Annotated in this window: 13 protein-coding genes; 9 read left to right on the forward strand and 4 right to left on the reverse strand. The window is 50.8% G+C overall.

Features of this window, described 5'->3' with window-relative positions; translation table 11 throughout:
- Positions 1 to 180: 180 nt before the first annotated feature.
- Together silS and silR are read right to left on the reverse strand one after the other, a co-directional pair.
- Positions 181 to 1656, reverse strand: coding sequence for a copper/silver sensor histidine kinase SilS (gene silS / locus ABVM99_RS08070; RefSeq protein WP_058799621.1), 1476 nt, complete (start codon positions 1654 to 1656; stop codon positions 181 to 183).
- On the reverse strand, positions 1649 to 2329 hold the full coding sequence (silR, locus tag ABVM99_RS08075) for a copper/silver response regulator transcription factor SilR (protein WP_000697968.1): 681 nt from the start codon (positions 2327 to 2329) through the stop codon (positions 1649 to 1651). Before silR ends, silS begins: the two co-directional genes overlap by 8 nt.
- Positions 2330 to 2518: 189 nt before the next feature.
- Here silR and silC point away from each other — a divergent pair, with 189 nt between their 5' ends.
- The 7 genes from silC to ABVM99_RS08110 all read left to right on the forward strand — a co-directional run bounded on the left by silC (position 2519) and on the right by ABVM99_RS08110 (position 12183).
- Positions 2519 to 3904, forward strand: a complete 1386-nt coding sequence (silC, locus tag ABVM99_RS08080; RefSeq protein ID WP_000475503.1) for a Cu(+)/Ag(+) efflux RND transporter outer membrane channel SilC — start codon at positions 2519 to 2521, stop codon at positions 3902 to 3904.
- Between the two features lie 28 nt (positions 3905 to 3932).
- Positions 3933 to 4286: a cation efflux system protein CusF gene (gene cusF, locus ABVM99_RS08085; protein WP_001246153.1), complete on the forward strand. Its 354-nt coding sequence runs from the start codon at positions 3933 to 3935 to the stop codon at positions 4284 to 4286.
- Between the two features lie 113 nt (positions 4287 to 4399).
- On the forward strand, positions 4400 to 5692 hold the full coding sequence (gene silB, locus ABVM99_RS08090) for a Cu(+)/Ag(+) efflux RND transporter periplasmic adaptor subunit SilB (RefSeq protein ID WP_004098959.1): 1293 nt from the start codon (positions 4400 to 4402) through the stop codon (positions 5690 to 5692).
- Positions 5693 to 5702: 10 nt separating this feature from the next.
- Positions 5703 to 8849: a Cu(+)/Ag(+) efflux RND transporter permease subunit SilA gene (gene silA / locus ABVM99_RS08095; protein WP_000574021.1), complete on the forward strand. Its 3147-nt coding sequence runs from the start codon at positions 5703 to 5705 to the stop codon at positions 8847 to 8849.
- A gap of 86 nt (positions 8850 to 8935) precedes the next feature.
- Positions 8936 to 9376: a DUF411 domain-containing protein gene (locus tag ABVM99_RS08100; RefSeq protein ID WP_002436620.1), complete on the forward strand. Its 441-nt coding sequence runs from the start codon at positions 8936 to 8938 to the stop codon at positions 9374 to 9376.
- A gap of 97 nt (positions 9377 to 9473) precedes the next feature.
- Positions 9474 to 11945, forward strand: a complete 2472-nt coding sequence (gene silP / locus ABVM99_RS08105) for an Ag(+)-translocating P-type ATPase SilP (protein WP_139759005.1) — start codon at positions 9474 to 9476, stop codon at positions 11943 to 11945.
- A 40-nt stretch (positions 11946 to 11985) separates the two neighbouring features.
- Complete coding sequence (locus ABVM99_RS08110) at positions 11986 to 12183, forward strand: DUF2933 domain-containing protein (protein ID WP_000843497.1); 198 nt, start codon at positions 11986 to 11988, stop codon at positions 12181 to 12183.
- A 33-nt stretch (positions 12184 to 12216) separates the two neighbouring features.
- Here ABVM99_RS08110 and ABVM99_RS08115 read toward each other — a convergent pair whose 3' ends face one another.
- Together ABVM99_RS08115 and ABVM99_RS08120 are read right to left on the reverse strand one after the other, a co-directional pair.
- The gene (locus ABVM99_RS08115; protein WP_000287501.1) at positions 12217 to 12954 is read right to left on the reverse strand and encodes a peptidoglycan DD-metalloendopeptidase family protein; all 738 of its coding nucleotides are present in this window, start codon (positions 12952 to 12954) and stop codon (positions 12217 to 12219) included.
- Positions 12955 to 13242: 288 nt separating this feature from the next.
- The gene (locus ABVM99_RS08120; protein ID WP_058799619.1) at positions 13243 to 13692 is read right to left on the reverse strand and encodes a hypothetical protein; all 450 of its coding nucleotides are present in this window, start codon (positions 13690 to 13692) and stop codon (positions 13243 to 13245) included.
- Between the two features lie 234 nt (positions 13693 to 13926).
- Between ABVM99_RS08120 and pcoA the strand changes: the two genes are divergently transcribed.
- A complete protein-coding gene (pcoA, locus tag ABVM99_RS08125; protein WP_058799618.1) occupies positions 13927 to 15744 on the forward strand; it encodes a multicopper oxidase PcoA in 1818 nt (605 codons plus the stop codon).
- 5 nt (positions 15745 to 15749) lie between these two features.
- Positions 15750 to 16640, forward strand: coding sequence for a copper resistance outer membrane transporter PcoB (gene pcoB, locus ABVM99_RS08130; RefSeq protein WP_170877252.1), 891 nt, complete (start codon positions 15750 to 15752; stop codon positions 16638 to 16640).
- Positions 16641 to 16667: the final 27 nt, after the last annotated feature.

Here is a 16667-nt window from a genome sequence, read left to right on the forward strand (position 1 = left end):
AACAGGTTCGGCAGTTCTTATTTCTCCGGGAGATGGCTGGATATTCATTCCTGGCGTACTCTGACGCCGGGTATTGATGAAGCAATCCAGCCTTCCTGATAAGTTGCACTAATTATATCGAATGGCTTCTGTTTGCTGCATGACAGGCTAATGACATCTTTGTCATTTAAATCTTTATTCTCAGTGTTGGGGATCCGGAATCATTTTCTCCAGTCTGGGTACGGATAAAATAAAACGTGTCGAGCGTATATCCGATTCCACATGCACTCTTCCGTGATGTGCTTCCACGATTGACTTCACAATCGCAAGACCGATGCCGCTGCCTTCTCCTTTTCGTTGTCTGGACGGATCCACCCGATAAAAACGGTCAAACAGCCTTGATAAATGCTCTTCAGGGATTGGTTTCCCCGGATTTTCAATCACAAGGTCAAAAAAGCTCCCCTGTTTTCTTATTGAGACGGTGATTGCCTGTCCCTCAGGGGTATAACGCAGGGCATTGGATAACAGATTATTGATCGCTCTTCTGAACATTTGTGGATCTCCCTCGACCAGACAGGGCATCCCGTTAAATTTGAGCGTGATATTGCGTTCTTCGGCCCAGGCTTCGAAAAACTCGAAGACTTTCATGACTTCCGCTCTGAGGTCAAACATGACCCTGTCAGGTATCAGCTGATTATTATCTGCCTGTGCCAGGAACAGCATATCGCTGACCATTTTGGTCATCCGGTTATACTCTTCAAGACTGGAATAGAGGACATCCTCAAGTTCCCTCTGTGTTCGATCCTGACTCAGTGCGATTTCAGTCTGCGTCACCAGATTGGTGATGGGCGTTCTGATCTCATGCGCGATATCGGCAGAGAAATTGGCCTGGCGGGTAAAGACATCCTCAATCTTTCCAATCATATGATTGAACGAGATAACCAGTTGCTCCAGCTCAATGGGAACGCGTGTCGGTTCCAGTCGCGCATCAAGATTCTCGGAGGTGATGTTTTTAATGGCATTGCTGACATTACGAAGGGGCAGGTGCCCCTGACGGACAGCGATTCGAATGATCAGAACAATCAACAGGCTTATCACGACGGCAATCGCAATCAGGTTCTTTTTCAGCGCATCGAGGTAATGGAGATGGAAATTAATGGATAGGCCAGTCAGCATGACATAGTTCTGCTGTTTGCCCTGAAATATCGCCTGAGCAGAGGAGGCGATAATCCTGTATGTTTCCATCTTCATTTCGGACCCGGTATCCATCGGTCCCGCAGGATCCTCCACCGTCCAGAGAAAGACATCCCGTGCGCGGCTGTGCTCGCTAAAATCTGCTGAATTCACTGCCGGGCGTAGTGCCGCCCCCTGAGCTGAGCTAAAGAGCACTTCACCCCTGGGATTGAGGAGCAAAAGGGCAACGTTGCGGTAGCTGGCAATTGATTCCTTTATTTTGCTTATTTTTTTATCATCCGGATCCACCGGGGACTGCAGTATACGGTTCAGTGTGGTGCTGATTTGTTGAAGATCGCTGACATCCTGCTCGGCAAAATGATTTTCAACAGAATGCAGCATAAACCAGGTGAAGGCGATAAAAGCCAGTATCGTGGACAGGCTGATAAAAAAGGTCAGCCGCAGAGCGAGTGAGAAAGGGCGTCTGGAAGGTTTGCTATGCATCCGGGACCTCCAGCATGTAGCCCACGCCCCGGACTGTCTGGATCAGCTTTGTCTCGTAATCGTTGTCTATTTTAGCGCGGAGTCGCTTTACTGCGACATCGATCGCATTAGTGTCGCTGTCAAAATTCATGTCCCAGACCTGAGAGGCAATCAGGGAGCGGGGAAGAACCTCTCCCTGATGGCGAATGAAGAATTCCAGCAGGCTGAACTCTTTACTGGTGAGCACAATGCGGTTTCCGGCGCGACTGACTTTTCTGGATACGAGATCAATCGAGAGGTCAGCCACCTTAAACTGGCTTTCCGTGATCATCGTGTTTCCCCGCCTCAGAAGGGTTCTCACCCGGGCGAGCAGTTCGGCAAACGCAAAGGGTTTAACCAGATAATCGTCCGCACCCAGTTCCAGTCCTTTGACCCTATGTTCGATCGTGCCGAGGGCTGTCAGCAGTAAGACCGGCATACCCTTTCCGGCAGTGCGCAGCATGCGGATGATATCCCAGCCGTTCACATCAGGTAGCATGATATCCAGAATGACTAAATCATACTCGGCTGTCATGGCGAGATGATATCCGGTAAGACCATTATCAGCGTGATCCACTACGAACCCTGCCTCTGTAAGCCCTTTGCTGAGATATTCACCTGTTTTAATTTCGTCTTCGACGATCAATATTTTCATCTTGCTCCCCGGCTGGCTGCTAATGTCATTCTATTGCGCCCACGATCGTTATCAACGGATTACAGCAAAAATGACAACATTGTCATTATCCTGTCACTCGGCAAACAGAGAGCGTTAGGTAAAGTACCCCTATCAATACTCTGGACTTCATTTGAACCATTTACCAGGTCTGCCTGGACGAGAAGCGTTATGTTCAAATTAAAATTACTCAGCATTAGCACGATATTCATCCTGGCAGGCTGCGTGTCGCTTGCGCCTGAATATCAGCGGCCCGCAGCACCGGTACCCCAGCAGTTTTCACTGTCCCATAACAGCCTGACGCCAGCGGTAAATGGCTATCAGGATACGGGCTGGCGTAACTTTTTTGTCGATCCCCAGGTTACCCGGTTGATCGGTGAAGCTCTGACTAATAACCGTGATTTGAGAATGGCTGCCCTGAAGGTTGAAGAGGCCCGAGCCCAGTTCAACGTCACGGATGCAGATCGTTATCCCCAGCTGAATGCCTCATCCGGGATAACATACAGCGGTGGTCTGAAAGGTGACAAGCCGACCACACAGGAGTACGACGCGAGACTGGAGCTCAGCTATGAGCTCGATTTTTTCGGCAAACTTAAGAACATGAGTGATGCTGACCGCCAGAACTACTTTGCCAGCGAAGAAGCCCGTCGGGCCGTACACATCCTGCTGGTCTCCAACGTTTCACAGAGCTATTTCAGCCAGCAACTGGCGTACGAACAACTCCGTATTGCGCGGGAAACGCTGAAAAATTATGAACAGTCCTATGCTTTCGTTGAGCAACAGCTCGTGACCGGGAGTACGAACGTTCTGGCACTTGAACAGGCGAGAGGACAAATCGAAAGTACCCGCGCCGAAATAGCCAAACGAGAAGGCGATCTGGCTCAGGCAAACAATGCCCTGCAACTGGTGCTGGGAACGTACCGCGCACTTCCGTCAGAAAAAGGGATGAAAGGCGGGGAGATCGCACCAGTAAAATTGCCACCAAATCTATCTTCACAAATTTTGCTGCAGCGACCGGATATTATGGAAGCGGAATATCAGCTGAAAGCGGCTGATGCCAATATTGGCGCAGCGCGAGCGGCCTTTTTCCCCTCCATTACCCTGACCAGTGGTCTTTCCGCAAGCAGTACGGAGCTGTCAAGCCTGTTTACGTCAGGAAGTGGAATGTGGAATTTTATCCCTAAAATTGAAATTCCTATTTTTAATGCTGGCAGGAATAAAGCCAATCTGAAGCTGGCTGAAATTCGCCAGCAACAATCGGTGGTTAATTACGAACAAAAAATTCAGTCAGCCTTTAAGGATGTTTCCGACACGCTTGCGCTGCGCGACAGCCTTAGCCAGCAACTTGAGTCACAGCAGCGTTATCTTGATTCACTTCAGATAACTCTCCAGCGTGCCAGAGGATTATATGCAAGTGGTGCTGTCAGTTACATCGAAGTGCTGGATGCAGAACGTTCCCTCTTCGCTACGCAGCAAACCATTCTCGATCTTACCTATTCCCGACAGGTTAACGAAATTAATCTGTTTACCGCGCTGGGTGGCGGTTGGGTAGAGTAAATTTATTTAATTAATCAGGAAATTAAAAATGCGTAATTCACTTAAAGCCGTTTTATTTGGTGCCTTCTCTGTCATGTTTTCTGCCGGTCTTCATGCTGAAACACATCAGCATGGCGATATGAATGCTGCCAGTGATGCTTCGGTACAGCAGGTTATCAAGGGCACCGGTGTCGTTAAAGACATTGATATGAATAGTAAAAAGATTACCATTTCGCACGAAGCAATCCCTGCTGTGGGCTGGCCTGCAATGACCATGCGCTTCACTTTTGTTAATGCAGACGACGCTATCAATGCCCTGAAAACCGGCAACCATGTCGATTTCTCGTTTATTCAGCAGGGCAATATCTCCTTACTCAAAAGCATTAACGTTACGCAATCCTGATTATCAGTCCGGAGCGAATACATCCAGTGCGCCTGAACATTCATTAAGGGATTACTGTGAATGAATGATCGGGCGCATATGCCAGGTGTTTTGATTTTTCAGCGAGAAATTGTATGGCTTCTTTAAAGATAAAATATGCTGCAATAATTATCAGCAGCCTCATAGCAGGAGGGCTGATATCGGTTACTGCCTGGCAGTATGTAAACTCATCACAAAAAACAGTACAAACCGAACAAAAGGCACCGGAGCGAAAGGTACTTTTCTGGTATGACCCGATGAAACCGGATACCAAATTTGATAAACCCGGAAAATCTCCCTTTATGGATATGGACCTGGTGCCAAAATATGCTGATGAAAGCGGCGATAAAAGCAGTGGCGGGATCCGTATCGATCCAACGCAGGTTCAGAATCTGGGATTAAAAACGCAAAAAGTCACGCGAGGAATGCTGAATTATTCTCAGACAATCCCGGCTAATGTCAGTTACAACGAGTATCAGTTTGTCATTGTGCAGGCGCGCTCTGACGGTTTCGTCGAAAAAGTGTATCCCCTGACGATTGGCGATCATGTGAAGAAAGGCACTCCGCTTATCGATATCACCATTCCTGAATGGGTTGAGGCACAAAGTGAGTTCCTGCTGTTATCCGGTACAGGCGGTACGTCAACCCAGATAAAAGGGGTTCTGGAGCGACTTCGTCTAGCTGGTATGCCGGAAGAGGATATTCAAAGGCTGCGTTCAACCCGCACAATCCAGACCCGTTTTACCATTAAAGCACCTATTGATGGTGTCATTACTGCGTTTGACCTGCGCACCGGAATGAATATTTCGAAAGATAAAGTAGTGGCTCAGATTCAGGGGATGGACCCGGTCTGGATCAGCGCTGCAGTGCCAGAATCTATCGCATATCTGCTGAAAGATACGTCGCAGTTTGAAATTTCGGTACCGGCTTATCCGGATAAAACATTCCATGTCGAAAAATGGAACATTCTTCCCAGCGTGGATCAGACAACCCGTACGCTTCAGGTCCGTCTCCAGGTTTCTAATAAGGATGAGTTTCTCAAGCCGGGCATGAATGCCTATCTGAAACTGAATACCAAGAGCCAGGAGATGCTGCTGATACCAAGCCAGGCCGTTATCGATACCGGCAAAGAACAGCGCGTGATTACTGTTGATGATGAAGGCAAGTTTGTGCCGAAACAGATCCACGTTCTGCATGAATCACAGCAACAGTCCGGCATCGGTTCCGGCCTGAATGAAGGCGATACCGTGGTGGTCAGTGGCCTGTTCCTCATTGACTCCGAAGCCAATATTACGGGCGCGCTGGAACGTATGCGCCACCCTGAAAAAACAGAAAGCAGTATGCCAGCAATGTCTGACCAGCCTGTAAATATGCATTCAGGGCACTGAGGAGACGACGATGATTGAATGGATTATCCGGCGCTCTGTCGCCAACCGTTTCCTGGTCATGATGGGGGCCCTGTTTCTCAGCATCTGGGGTACATGGACGATTATTAACACGCCGGTCGATGCCTTGCCTGACCTGTCAGATGTGCAGGTCATTATCAAAACCAGCTATCCCGGCCAGGCCCCGCAGATTGTAGAAAACCAGGTCACCTATCCACTTACCACCACCATGCTGTCCGTACCTGGCGCAAAAACCGTGCGTGGTTTTTCACAGTTCGGGGATTCGTATGTGTATGTCATTTTTGAAGACGGCACCGATCTGTACTGGGCCCGTTCCCGCGTGCTGGAATATCTGAATCAGGTTCAGGGAAAACTGCCTGCCGGTGTGAGTTCTGAAATCGGTCCTGATGCCACGGGTGTGGGCTGGATTTTTGAATATGCCCTTGTCGATCGCAACGGAAAACACGACCTTTCAGAACTGCGCTCTCTGCAGGACTGGTTCCTGAAATTTGAGCTGAAAACCATCCCGAACGTGGCTGAGGTCGCTTCGGTTGGCGGCGTGGTGAAACAGTACCAGATTCAGGTCAATCCGGTAAAACTGTCCCAGTACGGTATCAGCCTGCCCGAAGTGAAACAGGCACTTGAATCGTCTAACCAGGAGGCCGGTGGCTCATCCGTTGAAATGGCCGAAGCGGAGTATATGGTCCGTGCCAGCGGTTATCTTCAGAGCATTGATGATTTTAATAACATCGTCCTGAAAACAGGTGAGAACGGCGTGCCGGTTTATCTGCGGGATGTTGCCCGCGTGCAGACCGGGCCCGAAATGAGGCGTGGTATTGCCGAGCTGAACGGCCAGGGAGAAGTCGCTGGCGGCGTGGTGATCCTGCGGTCGGGTAAAAATGCGCGCGACGTTATCACGGCAGTGAGGGATAAACTGGAGACGCTGAAGGCCAGCCTGCCGGAAGGCGTTGAAATCGTGACCACCTACGATCGCAGCCAGTTAATCGACCGGGCGATTGATAACCTCAGTTCCAAACTTCTGGAAGAGTTTATCGTGGTGGCCATCGTCTGTGCTCTGTTCCTGTGGCACGTACGTTCTGCCCTGGTGGCGATTATCTCTCTGCCGCTTGGCCTGTGTATCGCCTTTATCGTCATGCACTTCCAGGGACTGAACGCCAATATCATGTCGCTGGGAGGGATAGCGATTGCCGTCGGTGCGATGGTGGATGCCGCCATTGTGATGATTGAAAATGCGCACAAACGGCTTGAGGAGTGGGATCATCAGCATCCGGGTGAGCAGATTGACAACGCCACCCGCTGGAAGGTGATTACCGACGCCTCCGTGGAAGTGGGACCCGCGTTGTTCATTAGCCTGCTGATCATCACCCTGTCCTTTATTCCTATCTTTACCCTGGAAGGGCAGGAAGGTCGTCTGTTTGGCCCGCTGGCATTCACGAAAACGTACTCCATGGCGGGAGCGGCCGCACTGGCCATCATCGTCATTCCTATTCTGATGGGATTCTGGATCCGGGGGAAAATTCCTGCCGAGACAAGTAACCCCCTGAACCGGGTGCTGATCAAAGCGTATCATCCTTTGCTGCTGCGGGTCCTCCACTGGCCAAAAACAACCCTGCTGGTTGCGGCCTTGTCCATTTTCACGGTTATCTGGCCACTGAGTCAGGTGGGCGGTGAATTTCTGCCGAAGATTAACGAGGGCGATCTGCTGTATATGCCGTCGACCTTGCCTGGCGTCTCTCCGGCAGAAGCTGCAGCGCTCCTGCAGACAACAGACAAGTTAATCAAAAGCGTTCCTGAAGTGGCTTCTGTATTTGGCAAGACCGGTAAAGCAGAGACCGCAACGGATTCCGCGCCGCTCGAAATGGTGGAAACCACGATCCAGCTCAAACCTGAGGATCAGTGGCGTCCCGGCATGACAATTGACAAGATTATTGATGAACTCGACAGGACAGTCCGTTTACCGGGTCTGGCAAACCTCTGGGTGCCGCCTATCCGTAACCGTATTGATATGCTCTCAACCGGGATCAAAAGCCCGATAGGTATCAAAGTGTCCGGGACTGTTCTGTCCGATATCGACGCGACGGCGCAGAGTATCGAGGCGGTAGCCAAAACCGTGCCTGGCGTGGTGTCTGTCCTGGCTGAGCGACTTGAGGGCGGGCGCTACATCGATATCGATATCAACCGGGAGAAAGCCTCCCGCTACGGGATGACGGTAGGTGATGTCCAGCTGTTCGTCTCTTCAGCAATCGGAGGTGCTATGGTGGGTGAGACGGTTGAAGGGGTGGCCCGGTACCCTATTAACATTCGCTACCCGCAGGATTACCGGAACAGTCCGCAGGCGCTGAAACAGATGCCGATCCTGACCCCGATGAAGCAGCAGATCACGCTGGGCGATGTCGCGGATATTAACGTCGTTTCTGGACCAACCATGCTGAAAACCGAAAATGCCCGGCCAGCCAGCTGGATTTATGTTGATGCCCGCGGCAGGGACATGGTGTCGGTGGTTAACGACATTAAGACGGCCATCAGCGAGAAAGTGAAACTGAGACCGGGAACCAGTGTGGCATTCTCCGGACAGTTTGAACTGCTTGAGCATGCCAACAAGAAACTGAAGCTGATGGTGCCGATGACGGTGATGATCATTTTCATCCTGTTGTATCTGGCATTCCGCCGGGTTGACGAAGCCCTGCTGATCCTGATGAGCCTGCCGTTCGCCCTGGTTGGCGGAATATGGTTCCTGTACTGGCAGGGCTTCCATATGTCAGTGGCGACCGGAACCGGGTTTATCGCCCTGGCCGGGGTGGCAGCAGAGTTTGGCGTGGTCATGCTGATGTATCTGCGTCATGCCATTGAAGCGCACCCGGAATTGTCCCGTAAAGAGACGTTCACACCGGAAGGTCTTGATGAAGCCCTCTATCATGGTGCCGTACTGCGTGTCCGGCCGAAAGCCATGACCGTGGCGGTGATCATTGCGGGTCTGCTGCCAATACTCTGGGGAACCGGCGCAGGTTCAGAAGTCATGAGCCGTATTGCTGCGCCAATGATTGGTGGGATGATCACGGCTCCGCTGCTGTCCCTGTTCATTATTCCTGCCGCCTACAAATTAATCTGGCTGCGCAGACATAAAAAAAGCGTGTCATAACCCTGAAAGGGCGCCCCCAGTGGGCGTCCTTCTGCACTGATTCACCCTGACGTCAGGGTTTATATCGATAATATACAGAGGTGAGTATGAAAAAAGTGGTTCTAATGGCCCTGGCTCTCGGCCTGTCACTGCCTGCAATGGCGAGTGAAAAAGTCATTGATATGTACAAATCTGAAAACTGTGGCTGTTGTTCCCTGTGGGGCAAAGCGATGGAAAAAGACGGGTTCGAAGTGCGAACTCACGTCATGAATGATCAGGCGCTGTCAGCCCTGAAAGAAAAGCATGCTGTTCCTGCTGGACTACGAAGTTGTCATACCGCGGTTGTAGGTAATTTGATCATTGAAGGCCATGTGCCTGCGGCAACGATACATAAGGCCATGCAGTCTGGTTCGGGTATATACGGTCTCGCCACCCCCGGTATGCCAGCAGGAAGTCCGGGAATGGAGATGGGGGCCCGAAAAGAGGCTTACGATGTTATCGCATTCTCACCGGAGGGCAGTAAAAAAGTCTTCCAGCGAATCGAATAGTCAGCGGAACGGCTGATAACGGGACGCCGGCAGCAGGCACTCTTATGCCGGCGGCATTCGTGGTAATCGCATCCATGACATATCCTGAAGACAGAAAATGCTTCAGATATGCATAAGGAGAGTTACTGTGAAAAATGACAATGCAGTGGAACATAACAACCAGACTGCTTCTGAGCAGACATCATCCCCGGACGAGAGTCACGCATTGCATAAGGTGAGAGATCCCGTGTGCGGGATGGTCATCCTGCCTGACAAGGCGCACAGCAGCATTCGATACCAGGACCATCAGCTTTATTTCTGCTCCGCCAGCTGTGAGAGCAAATTTAAAGCCCATCCCGATCATTATTTTACCGAAGATGCCAGTGAACATCACCATCACCACGACCACCATGAAGTCAGCCCTGATAAGATAAAACAGTCTCACCGCCAGGCGGAGAAAGAGATTTCTGAAGGTGTGTGGACATGTCCGATGCATCCGGAGATACGCCGTAGTGGTCCCGGAAGCTGTCCTGTCTGTGGAATGGCACTGGAGCCGCTCGTAGCTACGGCATCCACGGGGACGAGTGATGAACTTCGCGACATGACAAGACGCTTCTGGCTGGGGTTGTTGCTGGCGTTTCCGGTTCTGATACTCGAAATGGGTTCTCATCTGTTTCCCGCTTTGAGGAATACAGTACCGCCACAGTACAACACATGGCTGCAGTTACTTCTGGCCTCTCCTGTCGTTTTGTGGTGTGGCTGGCCATTCTTCGCCCGGGCCGGAATGTCGTTACGTAACCGCTCCCTGAATATGTTTACCCTTGTTGCAATGGGGACCGGCGTATCCTGGGTTTACAGCGTCATTGCAACCGTCTTCCCCTCCTGGTTTCCTGCATCGTTCAGAAACATGGATGGCCTGGTGGCCATTTATTTTGAAGCCGCAGCTGTTATTACGGTGCTTGTTCTGCTGGGACAGGTCCTTGAATTGCGGGCAAGGGAACAAACCTCAGGTGCCATTACTGCGCTTCTTAACCTTGCCCCCAAAACCGCCAGGCGGCTGGATCAAGACGGTCATGAAACGGATATTAATGCGGAAGATGTCCTGCCTGGCGATAAGCTCCGCATCAGACCTGGAGAGAGTATTCCGGTCGACGGTATCGTGGTCGAAGGCAAAACAACCGTTGATGAATCGATGGTGACCGGGGAATCTATGCCTGTTACCAAAACGGAGGGTGACCCTGTCATCGGGGGGACCATTAATCAGACAGGTAGTCTTATCATCCGTGCAGAGAAAGTCGGTGATGAAACGATGCTCTCACGAATTGTTCAGATGGTCGCTGATGCACAGCGTTCGCGGGCCCCCATCCAGAGAATGGCTGACAGCGTTTCAGGCTGGTTTGTTCCTCTGGTGATACTTATCGCGGTTGTTGCTTTCATGATCTGGTCTGTCTGGGGGCCCGAGCCCAGGATGGCGCACGGTCTCATTGCGGCTGTGTCGGTCCTGATTATTGCCTGTCCCTGCGCGCTGGGGCTGGCCACGCCGATGTCGATAATGGTGGGGGTGGGCAAAGGAGCCCAGGCCGGGGTGTTAATCAAGAATGCCGAAGCCCTTGAGCGTCTTGAAAAAGTGGACACGCTGGTTGTCGACAAAACAGGCACGCTCACGGAAGGTTCGCCGACGGTGACAGGGATTATCAGTCTCAATCCGGGTGGGGAAACATCTCTTTTGCGTGTAACGGCCGCAGTGGAAAAAGGCTCGCAGCATCCGCTGGGTATGGCAGTAGTTAAAGCAGCACAGGAAAAGGGGATCGCAATACCCGCAGTCACTCATTTCAATGCGCCGTCGGGTAAAGGTGTCTCAGGCGATGTCGAAGGTCAACGGGTTGTTATTGGTAATGAACTGGCTATGCAGGAAAACAGTATCGTTATTGATAATCAAAAGGCCGTTGCGGATACGTTGCGGATGGAAGGCGCTACCGTTATCTATGTGGCCACAGACGGGCACCTTGCAGGCCTGATAGCTATCTCGGATCCCGTGAAAGCAACCACGCCGGATGCGCTTAAAGCTTTGCGTCAGGCGGGGATCCGCATCGTTATGCTCACCGGGGATAACCAGCTTACCGCTGAAGCAGTCGCACGGAAACTGGGAATAGATGAGGTTGAAGCCGGGATTCTGCCGGATGGCAAAAAAGCAGTGATAACCCGACTGAAAGCGTCTGGCCATGTGGTTGCGATGGCCGGAGACGGTGTGAATGATGCCCCGGCGCTGGCAGCGGCTGACGTGGGTATAGCCATGGGAACGGGTACAGATGTGGCAATTGAAAGTGCCGGAGTCACCCTTCTCAAAGGCGACTTGATGATACTGAACAGGGCCCGTCATCTGTCAGAAATCACCATGAAAAATATCCGACAGAATCTGTTTTTTGCATTTATCTACAACGCACTTGGCGTGCCTGTGGCTGCAGGTCTGCTTTATCCTGTGTATGGAATACTGCTGTCGCCAGTTATTGCGGCGGCGGCCATGGCTCTTTCCTCCGTCAGCGTCATTGTGAATGCGTTGCGTCTGAAAAGTGTCAGGCTCGGGAAATAACACTGAGTGAAGGGGCTGTTACGAACAGAAGGAGTCCAGTATGAAAAGTACCACCTATGCGCTTATTGCTGTCGCCGCGATCGCGGCATTTGCCCTCCTGCGCGAACACTGGTCACATGTGGCAGGTTACTGGCCATATCTGTTATTGCTGGTCTGCCCGCTAATGCATCTTTTCCACGGCCACGGAGGGCATGGAGATCATCAACATCAAGGAAGTGAAAACGATAAAAAAAATTAATCCGGCAGACGGGGCCGCGTCGCGGCCCCGTTATCAGTCCAGGTATCGTTCGTAGTCTCTGGCATGCGCAAAGGCATGCTGTTCAAGTTTGTTATCAGCGGGTGCCGCTGCCCGGAACGCCAGTGAGTTAACAGGATTGTTATTGATGACCAGCTCGTAATGCAGATGAGGACCGGATGAACGTCCGCTGTTACCGGATAACGCAATAGCGCCTCCCCGGGTAACCCTGGCCCCTTTAGTAACGAGTATTTTATTGAGGTGGAGATAGCGAGTTTTAACACCGGCTTTTCCTGTTACTTCAACAAAATATCCCATGGTACTGTTGTATTCGGCCCGGGTGATTTTTCCGTCGATGACGCTGACTATTTTCGTGTTCATGGGCATGGAATAATCAATGCCATTATGGGGACTCACTTTTCCCGATACCGGGTTAAGTCTTGCAGGATTGAAAGGCGAACTGAGTCTTGCTGTGGCCGGTAACGGATAATCGAGACTGCCTTTCCCGGAAGTATCGGAAAGATTATAGAACTTTTTATCTGATATACGATACGCCGTGTAATTAAATGAACCGGACGTAAATTTATAGGCCACGACACGTGATTTTCCCGCTTTCTTTTGCAGTACGAGTTTTAATGATTCATTTTTTTTCAAATGCCGCAGATTAAACCGGGAAGGCAAGGAGCGCTGAAGGGTAGCGATCTCGTTCGATTCCAGCCCCGAGCGGGTGGCTGAAAGGTAGGCATTTTCTTTTACGACATCGGTAGAATACATTTACTGGAATTCGCCGTTAGCATGAACACTGCGGCGTATGCTAGGGGTTTTCAGGAGGCGTGTCATCTGTCAGTTAATCGGGAGCACCGTTGATGGTCGTCATTTTTGTAACATATCTTGTTTCCCGTTTGCTCCTGAAGCTCTGGGAACTGTATGACCAGCCCGACGGTGATGATTAACGGGACTGAAACAGGTTACGGCAGAGCAATATGGGGCTCATGTCCTGCTACGTAACCCGTCAGTAAAGCCCTGCTGCGCACCTGACGCTAAGCACTAACCCGCCTGCAGTTACCTGGACGAATACAGGCCGCGAAGCTTTCTTGCCTGCGTCTGATGAGCTTCCGCACCGGCATTATTGACCTGCTCATGCACGAGGGCGGCTTTCTCTCCGGCATTCAGTTCGTTAAAAGAAGAAGAGGAGGTCTTTGAATTTGCACCACTGTCGGACAGCATTTTTTTATGTTCCTCAATCATTTTCTGATGTGCATAGGACGCGCTGTTGTTCATAAATGAATGAGCAACAATGGCCCTTTCATGTACATTCATTTCAGAGAATGAGGGCGTGCTGTTTTTATTAATCCTGTCCGGCAAATTTTCATGCGTCGAGGAATTCACATGACTGACGGCTGAGGCATTATTAACAAATCGATGTGCTTCATGGGCAATATCACTGGACTGAGCAAAAGCTGCCCCACAAAATAAAGCTGTAAACACAGTGGTCGTGATTAATATATTCATGTGTAATTACCTTCTGAGGTACATAAAAGATGTCCTTACGATCATATATAAAAATAATCAACCTGTGGGGAAGATGACGTAAATGTAATACAGGTATGTACATTACACGATTGTAATGAATTTGTTTCTTAAGGTGTGCTAGCTTCATTTCATTGTAAGAGGATGAACCAGTAATTTAATTTAAATCGGTTCTCGAATTCTGTCAGTAACCATACTTTAAATAAGGGAACGCGCATGCTGTTGAAAACGTCTCGACGAACTTTCCTGAAGGGGTTAACCCTCTCTGGCGTAGCCGGAAGTCTTGGCGTATGGAGTTTCAATGCGCGTTCCAGTCTGAGCCTGCCAGTTGCCGCATCCCTGCAGGGTACTCAGTTTGACCTGACCATTGGTGAAACGGCCGTCAATATCACGGGCAGTGAGCGTCAGGCCAAAACAATCAATGGAGGCCTGCCGGGGCCAGTTCTTCGCTGGAAAGAAGGTGACACCATTACCCTGAAGGTCAAAAACCGTCTTAATGAACAGACGTCCATTCACTGGCACGGCATCATTCTTCCGGCCAATATGGATGGTGTTCCGGGGCTGAGTTTTATGGGCATAGAGCCTGATGATACCTACGTTTACACCTTTAAGGTTAAGCAGAACGGGACTTACTGGTACCACAGCCATTCCGGTCTGCAGGAACAGGAGGGGGTATACGGTGCCATTATCATCGATGCCAGGGAGCCAGAACCGTTTGCTTACGATCGTGAGCATGTGCTCATGTTGTCTGACTGGACCGATGAAAATCCTCACAGCCTGCTGAAAAAATTAAAAAAACAGTCGGATTACTACAATTTCAATAAACCAACCGTTGGCTCTTTTTTCCGCGACGTGAATACCAGGGGGCTGTCAGCCACCATTGCCGATCGGAAAATGTGGGCTGAAATGAAAATGAATCCGACTGACCTCGCGGATGTCAGTGGCTACACCTACACCTATCTCATGAACGGGCAGGCCCCGCTGAAAAACTGGACCGGACTGTTCCGTCCCGGTGAAAAGATACGCTTACGGTTTATCAACGGTTCGGCAATGACCTATTTCGATATCCGTATCCCCGGGCTGAAAATGACGGTCGTGGCTGCAGATGGCCAGTATGTAAACCCGGTTACCGTTGACGAATTCAGGATTGCCGTTGCCGAAACCTATGATGTCATTGTGGAGCCTCAGGGTGAGGCCTATACCATCTTCGCACAATCCATGGACAGGACCGGTTACGCACGTGGGACACTGGCCACGAGAGAGGGGTTAAGTGCTGCCGTTCCCCCCCTCGATCCCCGTCCTCTGTTGACCATGGAAGATATGGGTATGGGAGGAATGGGACATGATATGGCAGGAATGGACCACAGCCAGATGGGAGGCATGGATAACAGCGGAGAGATGATGTCTATGGACGGTGCTGACCTTCCGGATAGCGGGACATCCTCCGCGCCCATGGATCACAGCAGCATGGCCGGTATGGATCATTCCCAGATGGCCGGAATGCCGGGTATGCAAAGTCATCCTGCGTCAGAAACGGATAACCCACTGGTTGATATGCAGGCGATGAGCGTCTCTCCGAAATTAAACGATCCGGGTATTGGTCTTCGAAATAACGAAAGAAAGGTTCTCACGTACGCGGATTTGAAAAGCCGCTTTGAGGATCCTGACGGACGTGAACCTGGCCGCACCATAGAACTGCATTTAACCGGTCACATGGAAAAGTTTGCCTGGTCATTTAACGGAATCAAGTTTTCAGATGCCGCACCGGTGCTGCTGAAATACGGTGAGCGACTCAGGATCACGCTGGTCAACGATACCATGATGACTCACCCCATTCACCTGCATGGTATGTGGAGCGATCTGGAAGATGAAAACGGTAATTTCATGGTTCGTAAACACACAATAGATATTCCCCCTGGTACAAAACGCAGTTACAGAGTGACAGCAGATGCGCTTGGCCGCTGGGCGTATCACTGCCATCTGCTCTATCACATGGAAATGGGAATGTTTCGTGAAGTCCGGGTGGAGGAATGATGCGAATGAAGAGAAGTTTTAAGGCCATACCTGTTCTGGTCGCCGGTTTGTTTACCTCACAGCTTTCGATTGCGGCGGGCTCCGTCTCTGCAGATCCCCACGCCGGGCACGACATGTCTTCCATGCAGATGCCGGCAGATGAGAATTTCACTGAGATGACATCCATGGAGCCCATTGTAACTGAGAGCAGAACGCCAATTCCGCCTGTTACCGATGCCGACCGGAAGGCTGCATTCGGCAATTTACCGGGGCATGCGATTCACGACAGTGCGATTAATTATCTGGTTCTGCTGGATCAACTGGAATGGCAACGGTCGGATAACACCAACAATTTCAGCTGGAGTGTTAACAGCTGGATTGGAGGCGACACAGATCGGATTTGGCTAAAGAGCGAAGGTGAACGAAGCAATGGGGAAACGGAGGCGGCTGAAGCGCAGTTACTCTGGGGACATGCGGTTGGCCCATGGTGGGATTTGGTTGCGGGTGTCAGGCAGGATTTCAGACCTGCTTCTGCCCAGACCTGGGCTGCTGTCGGTTTTCAGGGGCTCGCACTCTATAATTTTGAGTCTGAAATTACGGGTTTTGTCAGTAATGGCGGAAAAGCAGCCCTTCGTCTGGGAGGAGAATACGACGTTTTAATGACTAACCGGCTCATACTCCAGCCATCCTATGAGGTGAATTTCTACAGTCAGGATGATGAATCGCGGGGTCGCGGCAGGGGACTGACTGACACAGAGCTGGGGCTCCGGCTGCGCTATGAAATACGCCGTGAGTTTGCACCCTATATAGGCGTTTCCTGGAATCAACTTTACGGGAAAACATCCGATATGGCGAAAAGAGAAGGTGAGAAAGACCATCAGGTAGTATTCCTGGCGGGAGCCAGAATCTGGTTTTAACGCACTGATATAAAACACTCAACTAAA

Source organism: Salmonella sp. SJTUF15591 (assembly GCF_043356435.1).
Classification (GTDB): Bacteria; Pseudomonadota; Gammaproteobacteria; order Enterobacterales; family Enterobacteriaceae; genus Salmonella; species Salmonella enterica.

Excerpts from the sequence above, each read along its gene's own strand:
- ABVM99_RS08115 (WP_000287501.1), bottom strand. The coding sequence starts at position 12,954 with ATGTATTCTACCGATGTCGTAAAAGAAAATGCCTACCTTTCAGCCACC.
- silP (WP_139759005.1), top strand. The coding sequence starts at position 9,474 with ATGCTTCAGATATGCATAAGGAGAGTTACTGTGAAAAATGACAATGCA.
- pcoB (WP_170877252.1), top strand. The coding sequence starts at position 15,750 with ATGAAGAGAAGTTTTAAGGCCATACCTGTTCTGGTCGCCGGTTTGTTT.
- pcoA (WP_058799618.1), top strand. The coding sequence starts at position 13,927 with ATGCTGTTGAAAACGTCTCGACGAACTTTCCTGAAGGGGTTAACCCTC.
- ABVM99_RS08100 (WP_002436620.1), top strand. The coding sequence starts at position 8,936 with ATGAAAAAAGTGGTTCTAATGGCCCTGGCTCTCGGCCTGTCACTGCCT.
- cusF (WP_001246153.1), top strand. The coding sequence starts at position 3,933 with ATGCGTAATTCACTTAAAGCCGTTTTATTTGGTGCCTTCTCTGTCATG.
- silR (WP_000697968.1), bottom strand. The coding sequence starts at position 2,329 with ATGAAAATATTGATCGTCGAAGACGAAATTAAAACAGGTGAATATCTC.
- ABVM99_RS08120 (WP_058799619.1), bottom strand. The coding sequence starts at position 13,692 with ATGAATATATTAATCACGACCACTGTGTTTACAGCTTTATTTTGTGGG.
- silB (WP_004098959.1), top strand. The coding sequence starts at position 4,400 with ATGGCTTCTTTAAAGATAAAATATGCTGCAATAATTATCAGCAGCCTC.
- silC (WP_000475503.1), top strand. The coding sequence starts at position 2,519 with ATGTTCAAATTAAAATTACTCAGCATTAGCACGATATTCATCCTGGCA.
- ABVM99_RS08110 (WP_000843497.1), top strand. The coding sequence starts at position 11,986 with ATGAAAAGTACCACCTATGCGCTTATTGCTGTCGCCGCGATCGCGGCA.
- silS (WP_058799621.1), bottom strand. The coding sequence starts at position 1,656 with ATGCATAGCAAACCTTCCAGACGCCCTTTCTCACTCGCTCTGCGGCTG.
- silA (WP_000574021.1), top strand. The coding sequence starts at position 5,703 with ATGATTGAATGGATTATCCGGCGCTCTGTCGCCAACCGTTTCCTGGTC.